We start from the raw sequence: 16,331 nt of genomic DNA on the forward strand, positions 1-16,331 counted from the left end.
ATGTCTGACAAGAAAAGAGAATCTTTCTTTTGGAATCTCAAAAAAATTGAGAACGAGGAATTCTTTAAATGGTTTGAATCTCAAGGAAATATAGCAGATTCATTATATAAACTTGTCTGTTACTTTATTGATAAACATGGCTTACAAGATGTTGGGGATTATAAGATTCAACAACAAATGCAAAGAGAAATCTTGCTTCAAGATAAAGATTTTCTAAATGAGATTAAACGGGTCATATTAAATGATTCAAATCTCATTATCGAAAATGAAGACTCAAGCATCCATACCATCCATAATGAAAGAAAATCTCCTAATGAGAAAATTGAGACTTCTGAAGAGCAATCCGATAATAAAGATGTAAAAAAAGAAGATGTTTCTAAATCTGAAACAAACGTTTTGAATGATGAATATGAAGATCTTGATACAGCAAGTTTATTTGGTAATTAATGCTGTCAACATAACAAAAAGAGTCCTGAGTGATACGGACTCTTTTTTGAGCATTTACGTCAAACATCATATAGAACCAGGTTTATCTTAATAGCTTAGTCCCTCATAACGAGAGAGGGGAACGTTTACATTTCTCTCATTTATTTTACCACTTGAACAGATGCAGGTTTCCATCCCTGATTCTCTACCCAATCAATATCAACCTTATATTTTTTATTACTTTGCTTATCTCGTACATTACCGTAGGCTTTATTATTACCATTATTTCCAATGAATTCAAAAATCAATTGGCTCTCTGGAACATCAACAGCATAAGAAATTGCTTTTTTCATCTCATTCCAATCTACTGTTCCTTCTTCAAATTTCATTGCAGGTTTTGCTCCTTGCTCTGTACCAATTGGCTTCCAAGAAGAATTGGTTTGAGAACCTTTTTCTTGAGGTATCGTTTTTTCTCCCTCTTTATTTTCATTTCCGTTCGTTTTTACTGATTCTTCTACTTTTTGTTTCTCTTCTAACTTTGCTACTTCTTTATCTTCACTTTTCTTCTCTTCTATCTTTGTTGCTTTCTTTTCTTGAGCAATTGCTTTCTTTGATGTATCAGAAATGAAAAACAACTGATATGTCACTAGACCAACTGTCACTAATACTAAACTAAATGCGATATTAAAAATTCCCTTTTGACGACGATTTTGTTGTTTTTCTTGAAACCTGCTTCCTTGTCCCATTTTCAAACCTCCGTGTTTATAAAAATCATTTAAACTATACGATCCATACCATTAAATATGTACTGTTTCTATTAATTTCACCTCTTTTTTCAGATAATAGTGTTATTTCTGAATATTTAATTTACTCCGAATAAATAGTCCTAATTACTTGAATTATAAATTGCGCTTTTCTATAATACTTTTTATTATTAATAGCTTCAATAATGAATATGTACATATCTTCATGCATGTCCTAGCATTTGTTTCGTCACGTCGGGCTCGTAGTTCTCGTCGGTAATTTTTCCGTTCTGTGGTAGGGGAAACCATGTACGGGGGAGATAGCGTCTACGCCGGATGAGTGGGTTGCTCCCACAAAATCGCCCCAAAAGTCGACGATGTCAATACCACCCAACAATGAAAATACCCTAGGTTGTCCAGGCTACAAGAACTCCGGACTATTAGTCGAGCATCCTGACCTCGCGAACCTGGCGGGCTACGATTTGCACGAATTCTTCACGGGGAACGGTTTCATTTGGTGCACCTGCCTCCACCTTCGTTTCTATGTTCATCCACACTTTCTTAGTTTTGTAACGTTTGACGAGGTCGAGTGTGCTCACACCGAGTTCGAGGGGATAAAGAGAATGACGCTATAAATCCATCGTGAACTACCCGCCACTTAACGTCCTAACGGACTGTCTGAAGTGGGGGAATTAGTATGTAAATACTCTAAAAAAAAGAGTCCTAGAAATAGGACTCTTTTTTTAGACTTTAATTTTCAACTTACATCTTATCAATAATTAACTGTCGTTTATACCATTGATTTAATTTGCTTCTCGCAGTACCAGAGAGACGTTTTGTTTTTTTATTATAGAATCTAGAAAGAGTAGGCTGTGATATACCTATCTCTATTGAAAGTTCTCGCATAGTTATATTTTTTTTCATATGAATCAACTCTATTTTCTCCCTGATTAGTTGTTCATTTTCATTCGTATCTAATGGTTTTTCTACAATTTTTATTCGATGATTTTCCTCATGTATTGTATCAATTGTTTTCTTTTTCGCTAAGTTTTCCATTGAACTAATTAATTCTTTTGGTGGTAATATTACTATTCCTAACTGTGAATAATAGTTTTTAAACCAATTCTTCTTTGTCAGTTTTTCTTCTTCTAAACCATTATGATATTCCCAATGAGAAATTACTTCTTCTTTTTCTAAATCACTAAGAACATTTTCTAATTGTTCGCGGATACGATTAGGTTTTTGTTTCTGGTTTATACCCACAACTGCTAACAAACCTTTATCTCCACCTATAGAATAAGGTCTTTGTAAGCTAGAAAACATTTGACGGATTCTCCATTGCCATGTCAAATACCGAATTAATCTTTTATGATATTTGTGTCTATAACTATTATATTCAAGTGCCTTCTTTGATAATAGTGCGGTAGTACTATTAGATCCATATAGATATCCGGATAAGAAACTTCCCGGTTTGATTCGGCACGATTCTATCCCCATGTATTCGTTTGTATTTTTATCTCTCCATAGAACTACGGAATCTAATACAAATAGTCTTTTAATTACCTCGCGTTTTACTTCATAATGCTTACCTGTTTCAGCGCGATCATTTAATACGACTACTTCATTTTCATCATTTAGATATATAAAAATACTCGCTAGGGCTGCAATCCGCTTCGCTACCTTAATTTTATCTTCTACCCTATAATATTCGACACCATTTGCCTTAGCCTTTGAAATACTGCACATTTCTAAAACTTGTTCATATGAAAAATCAATAAATTCATCCGGCGATTTTGCTTCATTCAACCATTGAATTGTGATGGTATCTAAACAATCTGCAGTTAAATCATCCATATTACTCATTACGCCATCTACTAATGTATTCCATCTTGCTGTCTCTTCAATATTCGTTAACCTTAGATCTTCATCTTTATGAGAGGACAGCTGGGCCACTCCATTACTATCCTTTGTTTCAATGGGATATGACTTTAACCGTGTGTTTTCATCTTCTTCAAATTGATTTTTAGCTATTCCATCTCTTAACTTATAATAGACAGCAGAGTTATTTACTTCTAAATAGTTTTCATTCAATATGTTTGCATCTGATTTACTTGTTGCTGTATCCATTATAGTACTAGGTGTCTGATTTTTACGAAACTCTTGTTCAATAAAGACACCTATTGTCTCATGAATGATTAATCTGTAATCATCTATATTTTTAAATATATCTAGAGAAGAAATACCTTTTCTTTGTTGTTGTTCTAGCCACTGTACAAGCATTGAAAATGATGGAGAAAGGTATTTTGAAGTCACAATTTTACTTTGATCTGCTTCAACCTCAACATAATAGGAAACCCATTTATGCCACAATTGCTCATCTTGTTTATACAGTTGTTCTGTTATTGATAGTGCATCTCTAAACAATTGTAGAACGTCTTCCATATAAATTCGGCTCCTTACACACATTTAGTTATTATTGATCTTAATTTGAAAATAATTAGCTATATGATGTTCCTTTTTATAAAACTAGAAATAAAGTCAGAATATTCATTCTTTCGTTTCGCTGTTAACATGTTAAGGCCTCTATTTTGCATACTCATAGTCCACTCTGTAACTGATTATACAAGACTCAATCGATTTGTAAAATCCAAATAGCAATTATACAATAACCTATCTTTCATTCATTAACTCTTTTTCTATTAGATTTTCAGTACTATTATTCATATTTATCTCCCTAAGTTGCTCTTATATTTAAAAGAGAAGTAAAACCCAAAATGTAAAAATGAAAATATACATTTTACTTCGAATACCCCAAATTCATCAAAAATGAAAATTTATAGTCATATCATTCCCCTTTCCATCAAAACATGAAACAAAAATGACATTATGTAACTCTTTTTACTAACTCGAAATTTTTTTATAAAAGTGCTTAAAGCTTGATATATAAGCTTTTCTATTACGCTATATTATTAGTTATGAAAATTTATAGCTATATGATGTCCCTTTTTTTTTAGATGAAAATCCCATAAACCTTTTCATCTTAAGGCTTTACGCGTTTATAACCTTATTTTCACGTATTTATGCAACATGAAAATCCATAGCTGTATGATGTCCCTTTTTTTAACCAAACATGAAAACTTATCTAGCCACTTCATGTTCCTTTTGAAACTATAAAATTACAGATAAAACCCATTAACATCACTATTTAAAGGGTTTTATCTGTTTATCTCACAACTATAAACATGAAAATCCATAGCTATATGATGTCCCTTTTATTTTTAAAAAAATCGATATAACCGTTGATTTAATCATGTTTACAAGGCTTTTTTTCTATTTTTCATCTTTTCTACCAATATGAAAATTCATAGCTATATCATGTCCATAAAAAAAAATACACAAATCCTGAAACCCCTTGATACACAAGGGATTAAAGGACGTTTCATCTTTTCATTTTTCCTCTTAAAGGGACGTATTTCAGCAAATTCCGATTTGGTATAATTAAAACTGGTATATTTTATATTGTTTTGGCATTTATTTCTGAATTTATAGGTAGGAGGTGAAAAAGATGGGAAAATCATTTATTATTCGTAATCAACGTAGTCTAAATGGACAATCTACAAATGCAGTTTTAGTAACACTGAAGTCTTGGCAAAAACTTGTTGAAACTTTCGAAGAGAAATACTACAGCTATAAAGATACATACCTTGAGGATATTGTTGATCATATGACATATGAGGAGCGTATTGCCGATGTGGATGGCTTCGTAGCACAGGCTAAACCATCTTTTTCACGTCGTACACTATCTGCTATTTCGGAAACAATGGGAAGAAAGCATAAATTATATGGCATTACAAACGCAGATTTGGAAGTCTTCTTATATTTACACAAAAAATGTTACACGAATGGAGTCATTCCAAATGTAACAATACATATGATGTGGGAAGATTACAAACTATATAAAGAAGAATTTGCTTACATACAGCACTCTCAATTTTATATTTCATTAAAAAAATTAAACCTACATAACATTATTACGATTGAAAATGAATTAGATGGCCGATATACAATTAAATTAACTCATTTTATGAATGAAGAAACTGAAAAGGCCAATGCATATGTTTATATTAGCCCAGTGGTGTTTACGAAAGCTTTCTTTGAGTTATCAGTTGCAGCTAAGAAGCTATTCTTAGATATTGCTATGCAACAGCACAGTGAAACTACACTAAAACGTTCCTTAGACAAACAAGATGAAAGAGGGAATAGAACTCATTTTGGTGGGATGTACCGCTTTTTACATAAAAAATACCCACATCAAATACGCGCAGTTATAACAGAATTAACGACTGCATTACCATGTACAGGGACTCCACTATTCAAAATTTGTAAATTACAAAAAGGGACTAAGAATAAAAAAAGATATACAACTCTATATCTATCCTTACATACGGATTTCTTATGTACAAAAGAAACAGGCGAAGTACAGTATCGCGATCCATTCACACCAAAGCTTACTTATGCTCGTAAAGCTCGTTTTATCGAATCCGTGCTACAAGAGATGAATATTGGTGAGTTTACACAAGACATGAATAAATTTATTGCTGTACTTAAATATACATGCCATCGACAAATTCGAAGCGTAATTCATAGCTTACGTGACATGATAGATCGTAATGAAGAATATCCAAGCAAGTTAGTATATACACTGAAAAAATTATTAAATCAAACATCACAATATCAAATTCTTGATACAGCGGCTAAAGAAGGTATTTATCCTCTTATTACACAACATGTTCCAAAAGAACAAAAAGAACAAGCTGTATTTGATTTCGGATTGCATTTCTCTATGTACTCTCTTCGAAACATCAAAAAGCTGTTCCGCAAAACGTATGAATTACTAAACTACAAATTTGCTGTACCTGTTACAGAGGAATCGTATCACCGCAACTATCTAAAGTATCAAGAAGAAACGTTGTTTAGAAAGTATGCCTATGAACAAGGTACAAACCTAAACGCTTATATGGCTTTAGAAATAGAAATACGTGAACTCTTAAAAGCAAGAGGACATAAAGATCGCTTTATTCCAAGTGATGTTCGTGAATTGTTCATTGAAAAGATAGATAGATTACCAAAAGAAAAGCTTCGCGTTATTGAAGTACCAGATAGCTTCAATTTAATTACATTTATGCGTGCCTTTGAACAGTTAATACGCGCTGGTGTCCCAGTAACAACAGCTGAGCAAGTACTAACAGCAATGAAAACAAACTAATCAGCTCTCTATTTTTGAAAAAATTCAAGATAGAGGGCTATTCGTGTTGATACGTTTCTTTAAAAGACTTTTACTCATTTTTCACAATAAGTAACTTTACTCGATTCTATTCATAATAGAGTCTTTTTTTATGCAATCATATACAAAAATAGTATGGTACCTATCTAAATTTCCACACATACTTTCATATAAACACGTTATGAGCTGTCTAAATACATTCAAATATCTACAAGAAATCATAAGAAAAAAATTAAATTTCGTGGATAAGTAGATAAATAGCACATAATGTGAATAATTTAGTGCAATTATCATTGATATAAATAGCTTATACACCTTTATCTATCAAAAATCATCAATATTAATGTGAGTTATGTGATGGATTTGGATGATGTTGATTAATTAACACATAATGTGAATCTTTTGTGGATAAAGATAATAAAATTGTGGAGATTCAGTGGATTTATATGGAATTCTACGATTGAATAAATATGTTTAACAATGTATCAATTTGTTTCATTTTTTATGTAGGAACACTAAATTTCATTTATGATTATTTGTAGATTTTAAATCATAATAATACCTAATTTTCCGTTGTTAGATTCTACTATTTATGATTTTTTACACTCTGAGATGCTACAGGCCTTTGTTACAGTAAGGATATACGTACATTTACCAGTCCTATATAAGTTTTATCTTTATATTTTAAATATATATAAGATATATATTTATATTAGATTTTATTAACTAATTTTTAATTACAAATTTACGATACAAGAAAATCCTTGTAGGAATTAAGTCTTTCTTTAGACAGAGGATAAAAGTATCATTTTTACGTTTTACAAAACATGTCTCCTGTATGAGATGCTAAAAAATATATAGAGAAAGATATTACTGCAATATTTTTATGTGATTCCAGATTGATTTATGCCAATAGCTGCTGTCATTATAGTGTTGATTCGGATAAGTTGAAATTTTTGTTGAACGTCATCCCAAAATTGGGGAGGCGTATTTTTGTACTTTTTTAAGGTACAACTTCAAAAATTCGGATCATCCTCATATGTATTTAGTGTAACTAGAAATCTATATGGATGGTGAAAATATGAGCCAATATCAAATGTTATACAGCACTCCGTATCTCTACTCTTCAGAAACGCTCAGACAAATGTACAAAGGAACCAAGAAGGATGATAACCTTTGTGCTATACGAGAGCACATGCTACGCCATGAAGTATACCTGGACCGACAATACCGAGGTTATTATTATTTAAGCCAAAAAATTGAAGAGGATTTATATGGCGATGAACAGACTGTGTCTTGGAATGAGCTATTAGATGAATATCAACTTTACAGGGATCGTAAGGGGAATTTGTCCATTAAACCAAAAGGATGGGATTAACATGACAATCATTGGAGAGCTAGGGATTGTTTATGGCGTGACAGGAGTTTCAGTTTTAGGAATAAAATTGCTGAAAAAGAAAGGTCTTTACCTTCCAGATTGGTTGCTACATGCGGGTCTTAAATGCTTGCTGATAGGGAGTGTTTGGTACGTTCTAATGGATATACTAGATGTGTTTCTACGTTAGTATTATATCTGGTAGTTGAAAATGATTATAATAGCGCATCTTAAACATTTGTTTCTAAGCTTCCATACAGGCTCAACTACCTTAAGGAGGTATGGAGGGAATGTTGTCACTTTTATTAATACCAGCAACCTTTATAACTGTAGCTTATTTTTATCAAAGTAACGGAATGAGTGATAAGAAAAAAATTGCAACGTTTTTTGAAATTGCAAAGATATGTGTTCAACATAAAGGTGAATTACAATACCCCATTTTTATAAAAGAAATTGAAGATGACATAAGTATGAATTATGTTTACAAGTTACCACTTGGCGTACCTAGTCAACTTATCAAGAAGTTAGTTGAAGTATTAGAAGAAGGACTATACAAACCTGTTAAAATATCGTTCCATCAAAGAGAGCTTCATATTCGCGTATTTAAGCAACAAATACCTGAAATACGGAATTGGTCTAAGGATCTGTTAAAAAAGCACACATGGAGCGTTATGATGGGGAAAGCGTTAGATAAATACGTATATCATGATTTCGAGAAAACACCGCATATGTGTGTAAGTGGAATGACTCGTTTTGGAAAGACAGTATTCTTAAAAAATGTGATGACTAGTTTAATTTTACAACAATCTCAACACGTGAAATTTTTTATTGTTGATCTGAAAGAAGGACTAGAATTTAGTCCTTACAAAGAGCTATCCCAAGTTGTAGAAGTAGCTGAAAACCCGGAACAGACGTTAGAGATGTTGGGGAGAGTACGTGAAAAGATGGTAAAACAGATTGAAATGATGAAGAAGTCCTATTTTACCAATATCATAGACACATCGATTAGAGAACGTTGCTTCATCATAGTAGATGAAGGAGCCAACCTTTGTCCTACACAAGGATTACCTAAAAAACAACGTGATGTATTATTTTTGTGCCAGGAGATGTTATCTGAAATCGCAAGAATTGGAGGCGGTTTAGGATTCCGGCTCATATTTTGTACTCAATATCCAACCTCTGATACATTGCCAAGACAGATCAAACAAAATGCTGATGCAAAGCTAGGTTTTCGATTACCAACAGCGGTTGCTTCCCAAGTTGCATTGGATGAACCAGGTCTGGAGGATTTGCCTTCTCTTCCAGGAAGAGCATTATTTAAGACAGATCGTACAGAAGAAATCCAGGTACCTTTTTTAAAGGATACAGACATGTGGGAGTTGCTGAAGCAATATAAGGTGGTGAAGCAAAATGAGGCATCAAACACTCAAACAGAAAGCGAGACAAATCGAGATTTTATCCACTTTGAGTAAGTTGGATTTTGCAACCAGGAGGCAATTGCAAGCCATCCACTGTCTAGGAAGTATTCGAAATGCAAATCGTGTGTTAAAGGATATGCACCCGTATTGTCACATTACTAAAATGGCTCGTGAACACGTATATTATTTAAATAAAAAAGGACGGGATTTATTAGGTATTACAAAAGAAGTAAAGAAAAGTAGTCAATTACAGCACATTTTAATGCGAAACGAGAGTTGGATGTGGCTTGGATTTCCAGAATGGAAAACAGAAAGACCTATCGAGTTTTCAATCAATGGTCAACGGTATCAGATTATTCCTGACGCAACGTATTTTGAGGATAATGTTCCCCATTTCGTTGAAATAGATCGTATGCAACATATGAAAGCAAACGAACATAAAATACAGTTATATGGCCATATAACAGATATCTATAAAAGACAGAATGCTATTGTTCCAGTAATTATCTTTTTCACATTATCAGACTATAGACAATCAAAGCTGGAGCAATATGCTGTAAAACAAAATGTATTTATGAGAACTTTTGTGATGAATGATATTTTTTGATTAAAACCAAAAATCTTGATGATCTACATTTTTATTAGTTAACTTTTTTAAAGCTCTAATAATTTTGTTACCGTTTTTTAGAGATGGATGAAAAGCACTTCCTTTACACAACCGACTAACGGTTCCTCTACTAACGCCACTCTCTTTAGCGATATCTTGTTGAGTTAAATGGTGCTTATCTAGGAATTTACCAAATTTACTTCTGGGTTTGCCAATATCAAACCAATCCATTATATTCACCTCAATTAATCTAAGTTTTTTACTATTAGCTTGTCCTAAAGTTCAATGTTTAAAACATGTCAATTAATTAACATGTTTTAAATCTTAAACGCATAGAATAAACAAAATAATAAAGTGAAAAAACTTGTAATAATTTTGTGGAATCTAGCATTCATAGTAATAGCTACAAGTTGCTGATACACTATTCTAATGGCAACTTGTTGCAAAAGGTATTCCTATAAAATTAAAAGCTTAAACCCGTTGGTACACAAGGGTTTAGGCTTTTCTTAATTTATGGAGGAATGAAAACGAGTTTAATAAATTAAGAGATATTATATTGTTCAGTGGTCGAATATTGAAGAATATATATAATTTCACGTACCATAGTGATAATAAAAAAATATTTCCTAAATGGTTGTATAACGGTTCTGGTGCAGAAATAAAGTAAAAGAGAATAAAGGGTTCTAGTGCAAAAAATATAACACTTGTGCAATGAATCTGTAAATCTTGGACATACTGATACTATTACTCTACAAAAGGGTGTGTAATCAGTATGAAAAAGGAAACTTTGTTTAAATGGAAGCACTATCAGCCAGATATTATTCTATTAACTGTACGTTGGTACCTACGGTACAATCTTAGTTTTCGTGATTTGGTAGAAATGATGGAGGAAAGAGGACTATCCTTGGCTCATACAACGATTATGCGGTGGGTCCATCAATATGGGCCGGAGTTAGATAAGCGAATTCGACGTCATCTCAAACAAACGAATGACTCCTGGAGAGTAGATGAAACGTACATAAAAGTAAAAGGACAATGGATGTACCTATATCGTGCCGTTGATTCTGAAGGGAACACGATTGATTTTTATCTCAGTAAATCTAGAAACCATAAGGCTGCAAAGCGATTCTTCAAGAAGGCTTTGCGGTCTTTTCATGTTTCAAAACCTCGTGCAATCACAGTTGATAAAAATCCCGCCTATCCCATTGCTATCAGCGGGTTGAAGAAAGAGAAAAAAATGCCGTTAGGCATTCAAATCAGGCAGATAAAATATCTAAATAACATCGTAGAGCAAGACCATCGTTTCATTAAAAAACGTATACGCTCTATGTTAGGACTTAAATCTTTTCGCACAGCTACATTTATTCTTGCAGGAGTAGAAGCCATGCATATGATAAAAAAAGAACAGATTGATTTACGGGATCAGTCTGTTCAAAATCAAAAACAATTCATTCATCAATTATTTGGATTAACAGCGTAAAGAACGATTCCGGTAGGAATCCTCATTGTTTTTTGGGATGTATCCTTTATTTGCACCAAAACCCTTTAAATCGTGATGATATACAAATGGGTGAAAGATCTGGAAATGTAGGGTTCTGGTGCAAAGATTGTATGGGTGATATATCATAAGTATGTGTATTTCAAATTATATATTGTTATGATAATCTGGTTAATTTAGGAAAAAAAGGAGGAGGAACATGGATTTAATCAAAGAAGTGACTTTATTAAGATATCAATTTAGACTTATGCAAAGTATGATTCAGTCAGACGAATTCCCATTTTATAGATTTGCTATAGATTATGAATTTGAAGAAGAACAAGTAAAGGATTTAACAAAAATTTTAATTGCATTTCGTGATCGATTAACTAGAGAAGAAGTTTCGATTTTTGCCCAAAATGATCATTTATTTTCTAAATTTAAACTTCCTTTAGATATACTATACAGCTCAGAAAAGCCTAATTTAGATGAGTTTAAACTATATATTACTAAGATTTTTTATCAAGAATTTGAATTGAAATACTTGTTATTAAATTTAAAAAAACAATGTATTTTTGTGAATGTCTGTGATTATCTTTTAGAGCAATTACAAATTAGTAATAACGTTTGATCATGTAAACGAAAAGTCCCTTCAGATATTCTAAAGGGACTTTAATAGGATTCTAGATAGATTGACTGCTGATAAGTGGGGTTATGGTAACCAGATGCGAATAGAATAAGCAGTTCCATCATGTTATTTTTAATTATGTGATTATACTAGAAAGTAGGTAATGATTTTGAATAAGTGGATTTTGTTAAATACGAAAGAGTATGAGGATGTTTGGGATAGATTTGAAGATGAATTTTGTTTTAATCCTAATATAGATGGTGACCAATCATTTAAATTTTCTTGTCCATATATTACTTATGATTTATCTGATTGTTTTGAAGGGAAATGGACTGATGACGATTATGATAATTTTGATCATATATTATTGGGATCTCTTATTCTATGTACCACGGAACATGAATATATATATGCGTTAGATTGGCAGCATGCTGGCTACTGGATGAATCCTAGTTTAAATCTAAATCTAAACGAAGATGATAATCACTGGAAAATCCCATTTTTTCCGGATGGAGATTACTATTTCTTTTTGCAAAAAGACTTTAAATGGGGTTATTTAGGGCATCCTTGGGAAAAAACTATTTATATTTTCGGGGAAAAATTAATTGAAACATTTAAAGAATTGAGATCTAATATTAAAAAAAATGATAAAGTATAATTTTTCACTACCGCTAACGGGAATTATATAAAAAAGCTAGCATGAATCTAGCTTTTTCTTTTTTGATCACGGGTGTTTTAATCTCTTTACTCATCAAGTTTTGAATGTATACTTTTGTTTGTGATTTTGCTAAAAATAGCTGAAGTCGGATAAGGCTAATGAAGTCAATACTTTCGATTTTTATAACATTCTCAACTAATTTTTCAATAAATTTACTTGATATAGATATACTTGTTAATAATGTTATCAATGTTCAAAATTAACAAAAAATAGTATATAATAAAGATATGATGGTTATCAATTTTATTTACCCCCTGTTTTAAAGATAAGATCGAATTCTCCGATCTTATTTTTTTGTTTGTAGAAATTTAATGCAAAAAAAACAGAATCCTTATTATAAGGATTCTGCAACAGGAAATAACAAAAATATAAATAATAAAAAGAATTACTTATATTATAGTGTATATAGTAATAAAGAAATATTGAGATATATTTACATAAATCCAGTATGTATTACGTAGCAATTGTAGAAATGGCTTGTTTATAGACTAGCTGTTGCTTACCATGAACCATCATAAGGACAGTAAATTTATCCATTGCAATAATCTGCCCAGGTATGCGAACACCACTCTTTAAAAATATAGTGACCTCGCTTTTTTTCTCTTTCAATTGTTCATACATATCTTCTTGTAAATTAAACATGGAATGCGCCCCCTGGTTTGTTTGTATTTACTTTTCTTCTAATACCTGCTGCTTTTCACTGTTGGATATTTGTGATTCCCATTCACTTTCTATTTTTCTAAACCATTTTCCTATTTTGCTTAGATAATATCTTTTTACTTCACCATAAGGAATCCAAATTTCACGTTCCTGTATTTGGTTCATCACTTCATGAAGAATCTCATCATGTTCATACTTCCTAGGTTTTCTATGATATGTTTTTACAAACTGTGTATATTCTCTACGTAACCAATTAGAAATATGTTCTTTTTGTTTTTGTTTGAGATGTGACCATTTTTTATTTGTTTGAAGGATTTTGCCATTTACTTTTATATGGTTTTTCATCGACACTCATCTCCTTTTACTAGCAAAACGAATATATAACTATCGTATCACATTTAAATTGAAATACTGCTTTAGGGACATATTTCGCAAGAAATCTATCCAAAATATAGATGGAAATGTAGCTTTTGAATAAAGTTTGATTAAATTAACTTAATAAACCTTGATAAAAGAACAAATAGAAAAAAGACTGTAACAAAAATATAAAATACTTTTGCTACAGTCCCCATTCATCTTTCAACTAGTTATTATATAATTTTATTTCTGAAGCTGAAGCAAATCCACCACGTCCTGATACCACTTCAAGCTTTACATATTGCGTATCTACTTTACTGAAACTTACATTCTTTGTAAGCTTATTATTTTCCCAACTTCCAGTAGCAACCTTTGTAAAGTTAACTCCATCCAAACTTGTGTATATATTATAGCTAGTTATGTTACCGTTATTATTACTATCTTGTCTTGGAACATAAGCTAATTGCGATATGTTAGTAACTTCATTAAGCTTTATCGTAATGTATGGAGCCTTATCGCTTCCATTCCATAACGTATGCCACATTGTTGTAGAGTTTCCGTCAACTGCATTTGCAGCAGCATTATCCTTTGCATTTTGTTGACTTGAGAAACCTGCAACAGATAAACTTGTATGCGGTATTAATCCTAATACAGAATTATCAGTAAACTTTAAGTTAACAGCATCACTTGCTGGATTTGAACCAACAGCAAACTTTCTAACTGTTAAAGTAACATTTCCTGTTAAATCTGGTAAGTTAGGTGAAGTTGGATTATATTTTGTCCAGTTCGAACCTTGATCCGTGCTGAATTCCATCGTACCATTTATACCAAAAACTAAGTTCTCATCATCATTTGAAGAAACATTTAATTTAGCAGCTTGTCCAATTGGAATTAGTAAAGGCTGCGTTGTTCCAATCACTCTTACTAAAATATCATTCGTTGAATTGATTGCTGATATTTCTTCATTACTAAGAAGCATATCATTGCTTGTAGCAGCTCTATACGTTTTCCCTCCATCAATACTGTATTCCGTATCGGTTTTAATTCCCATTAATTTCCCTGCATTTACTCCATCAAAACTAAAAGTAGCAAGGGACAACCCTAAACTTGGCATTTTGGCTTTTATATTATTAGCTACTTGCTTCTCATTAACATTTGTTATTGTGGAGAATGCATTTAATATATTTAAAGTATATTGCTGAAGCTTAGCTCTATCACCTGTATTAAGAACATGGCTTCTAATTTGAGTAAGAAGATCCAACATAGGTCTTGGCTCATTAGCAAAAGCAGTAACTATACCGTTATTTAATTCTTGCCACTCAGCATCTGTTACATTTGGATTTTGTAACATGAGAGAAACGTAATCTTTCCATACTAAAACATTAATTGGTAGAATATTAGTAGCCGTTTTATAAATTGCACTTTTCTTATCTGATGAAGACATCGCTTTCGCTAACCAGCGTAATCGCTCTGATTGATCTAGTTTTACTGAATCACGTTCAGCATTTTCAAATAATAATATGTTCGGTACTTGATTTTTCAAACTATTATCTGACCAAGGAATAACAGTTACATCATGACGGCCCGACTCTCCCCATCCAGATATATCATTTCCTAAATTCCAAGAAGATGGTTTGTCATTCCATATGAGTGCACAATGTCCAGGCTGTGTAACAGGCATAGCTGCCACACCAAAGGCTTGACTTACTTGCACACCAAACTTTGAAATACCACCGCATACCGCACCATTTCTGTAAATTGAGGAAAGATTCCAACCTAAACCATAGAATGCATTATTTCCAGCTTGAACGCTAACCCCATCTTTGTTCTTTGTTACATATTTAATCAAATATGCACTTTTTCCTATCTTTTCTTGACTTTTCAGTTCTGGATGTTCCGTATTAATCATTTTTCTTGCCCAAGTTAAATCTTCTTCTGGTGACCAAGTATTCACTACTAATCTTAAATGCCAAACATCATATGTTCTAAAGCAAGGAAGTAACTCATTATTGTGATCTGCTAATTTATAATGTTGGTACCTTGTTAATGGATTAATAGGTGTATTATTTGTCCAATATTTTATAGGTTCAGCATGAGCTAACGATGTCGCTATCGCTAATTTCAAATACAATCCTTCATGAGAATCTGCATCTGTATTCCATATTGTATTCCATATTTCAAGTGCATTTACTGGATTCTTTCCAGTTGGACTACCTCCTTCAAGAAACGTATTCATTACATCTGTATTTTTCATAACCCAATTAAGAAAATTTTGATGAGCAGCATCTTTTTTAGCGAATGTATTCATTGCTGCAGCGCCTGTTTGTGATATGAATTGCCACTGAGCCAAAGCCGCTGCAAATACTGGGTCTCCAAGCTTATTTTTTAAATTCGCTTCAGTGATATTCCCAATATTTCCATTCAGATACGCTGTGAGATAACTCAAATGACCCTCAAAATTACCATTTGCAATTGCCTGATTTGTCTTTTGGTTCAATGTTTCTAGATTGAATGTTTCTAGATTGGATGACACCGTTTCAGCTGAAACTTTTGTATACGGAATCGTAGCAATACTCCCTAAAATAATCGGCATAGTTAATAATAAAGATGAAATCTTTTTCAAAATAAGTCCCCCTTG

At 32.3% G+C, this 16,331-nt stretch carries 15 protein-coding genes; 9 read left to right on the top strand and 6 right to left on the bottom strand.

Annotated elements, in window-relative coordinates; translation table 11 throughout:
* A complete protein-coding gene (locus NSQ08_RS29460; protein ID WP_340780606.1) occupies nucleotides 1–447 on the top strand; it encodes a hypothetical protein in 447 nt (148 codons plus the stop codon).
* A 140-nt stretch (nucleotides 448–587) separates the two neighbouring features.
* On the opposite strand, the gene NSQ08_RS29465 is transcribed toward NSQ08_RS29460, so the two are convergent.
* Together NSQ08_RS29465 and NSQ08_RS29470 are read right to left on the bottom strand one after the other, a co-directional pair.
* Nucleotides 588–1,172, bottom strand: a complete 585-nt coding sequence (locus tag NSQ08_RS29465; protein WP_340780607.1) for a YrrS family protein — start codon at nucleotides 1,170–1,172, stop codon at nucleotides 588–590.
* Nucleotides 1,173–1,931: 759 nt separating this feature from the next.
* The gene (locus tag NSQ08_RS29470) at nucleotides 1,932–3,611 is read right to left on the bottom strand and encodes a helix-turn-helix domain-containing protein (protein WP_340780608.1); all 1,680 of its coding nucleotides are present in this window, start codon (nucleotides 3,609–3,611) and stop codon (nucleotides 1,932–1,934) included.
* Between the two features lie 1,123 nt (nucleotides 3,612–4,734).
* Between NSQ08_RS29470 and NSQ08_RS29475 the strand changes: the two genes are divergently transcribed.
* The 5 genes from NSQ08_RS29475 (at nucleotide 4,735) to NSQ08_RS29495 (ending at nucleotide 9,853) form a co-directional block, all read left to right on the top strand.
* Nucleotides 4,735–6,435 carry a hypothetical protein gene (locus NSQ08_RS29475; RefSeq protein ID WP_340780609.1) on the top strand — a complete coding sequence of 567 codons (1,701 nt, stop codon included), beginning with the start codon at nucleotides 4,735–4,737 and terminating at the stop codon, nucleotides 6,433–6,435.
* Nucleotides 6,436–7,534: 1,099 nt separating this feature from the next.
* Complete coding sequence (locus tag NSQ08_RS29480) at nucleotides 7,535–7,831, top strand: hypothetical protein (protein ID WP_340780610.1); 297 nt, start codon at nucleotides 7,535–7,537, stop codon at nucleotides 7,829–7,831.
* Nucleotide 7,832: 1 nt separating this feature from the next.
* Nucleotides 7,833–8,018 (top strand): hypothetical protein, encoded by a 186-nt coding sequence (locus NSQ08_RS29485; RefSeq protein ID WP_340780611.1) that lies wholly within the window; start codon nucleotides 7,833–7,835, stop codon nucleotides 8,016–8,018.
* A 100-nt stretch (nucleotides 8,019–8,118) separates the two neighbouring features.
* Entirely contained in the window at nucleotides 8,119–9,300 is a 1,182-nt protein-coding gene (locus NSQ08_RS29490; protein ID WP_340780612.1) for an FtsK/SpoIIIE domain-containing protein, read from the top strand.
* A complete protein-coding gene (locus tag NSQ08_RS29495; protein ID WP_340780613.1) occupies nucleotides 9,239–9,853 on the top strand; it encodes a replication-relaxation family protein in 615 nt (204 codons plus the stop codon). The genes NSQ08_RS29490 and NSQ08_RS29495 overlap by 62 nt, the downstream gene beginning before the upstream one ends.
* Here the strand turns inward: NSQ08_RS29495 and NSQ08_RS29500 are convergent, their stop codons facing one another.
* The gene (locus NSQ08_RS29500) at nucleotides 9,854–10,084 is read right to left on the bottom strand and encodes a helix-turn-helix transcriptional regulator (RefSeq protein ID WP_340780614.1); all 231 of its coding nucleotides are present in this window, start codon (nucleotides 10,082–10,084) and stop codon (nucleotides 9,854–9,856) included.
* 541 nt (nucleotides 10,085–10,625) lie between these two features.
* Here NSQ08_RS29500 and NSQ08_RS29505 point away from each other — a divergent pair.
* From NSQ08_RS29505 to NSQ08_RS29515, 3 genes are all read left to right on the top strand, one after another.
* The gene (locus NSQ08_RS29505) at nucleotides 10,626–11,333 is read left to right on the top strand and encodes an IS6-like element IS240C family transposase (protein WP_142953757.1); all 708 of its coding nucleotides are present in this window, start codon (nucleotides 10,626–10,628) and stop codon (nucleotides 11,331–11,333) included.
* A 217-nt stretch (nucleotides 11,334–11,550) separates the two neighbouring features.
* On the top strand, nucleotides 11,551–11,961 hold the full coding sequence (locus NSQ08_RS29510; RefSeq protein ID WP_340780615.1) for a DUF1878 family protein: 411 nt from the start codon (nucleotides 11,551–11,553) through the stop codon (nucleotides 11,959–11,961).
* A 166-nt stretch (nucleotides 11,962–12,127) separates the two neighbouring features.
* Nucleotides 12,128–12,616, top strand: coding sequence for a DUF2716 domain-containing protein (locus NSQ08_RS29515; protein ID WP_340780616.1), 489 nt, complete (start codon nucleotides 12,128–12,130; stop codon nucleotides 12,614–12,616).
* Nucleotides 12,617–13,129: 513 nt separating this feature from the next.
* Here the strand turns inward: NSQ08_RS29515 and hfq are convergent.
* The 3 genes from hfq to NSQ08_RS29530 form a co-directional block, all read right to left on the bottom strand.
* Complete coding sequence (gene hfq / locus NSQ08_RS29520) at nucleotides 13,130–13,318, bottom strand: RNA chaperone Hfq (protein WP_098815943.1); 189 nt, start codon at nucleotides 13,316–13,318, stop codon at nucleotides 13,130–13,132.
* A gap of 27 nt (nucleotides 13,319–13,345) precedes the next feature.
* Nucleotides 13,346–13,681 (bottom strand): transposase, encoded by a 336-nt coding sequence (locus tag NSQ08_RS29525; RefSeq protein WP_340780617.1) that lies wholly within the window; start codon nucleotides 13,679–13,681, stop codon nucleotides 13,346–13,348.
* Nucleotides 13,682–13,919: 238 nt separating this feature from the next.
* On the bottom strand, nucleotides 13,920–16,316 hold the full coding sequence (locus NSQ08_RS29530; protein ID WP_340780618.1) for a discoidin domain-containing protein: 2,397 nt from the start codon (nucleotides 16,314–16,316) through the stop codon (nucleotides 13,920–13,922).
* Nucleotides 16,317–16,331 lie beyond the last annotated feature (15 nt).

The organism is Bacillus sp. FSL E2-8887, assembly GCF_038007205.1.
Taxonomy (GTDB): Bacteria; Bacillota; Bacilli; order Bacillales; family Bacillaceae_G; genus Bacillus_A; species Bacillus_A mycoides.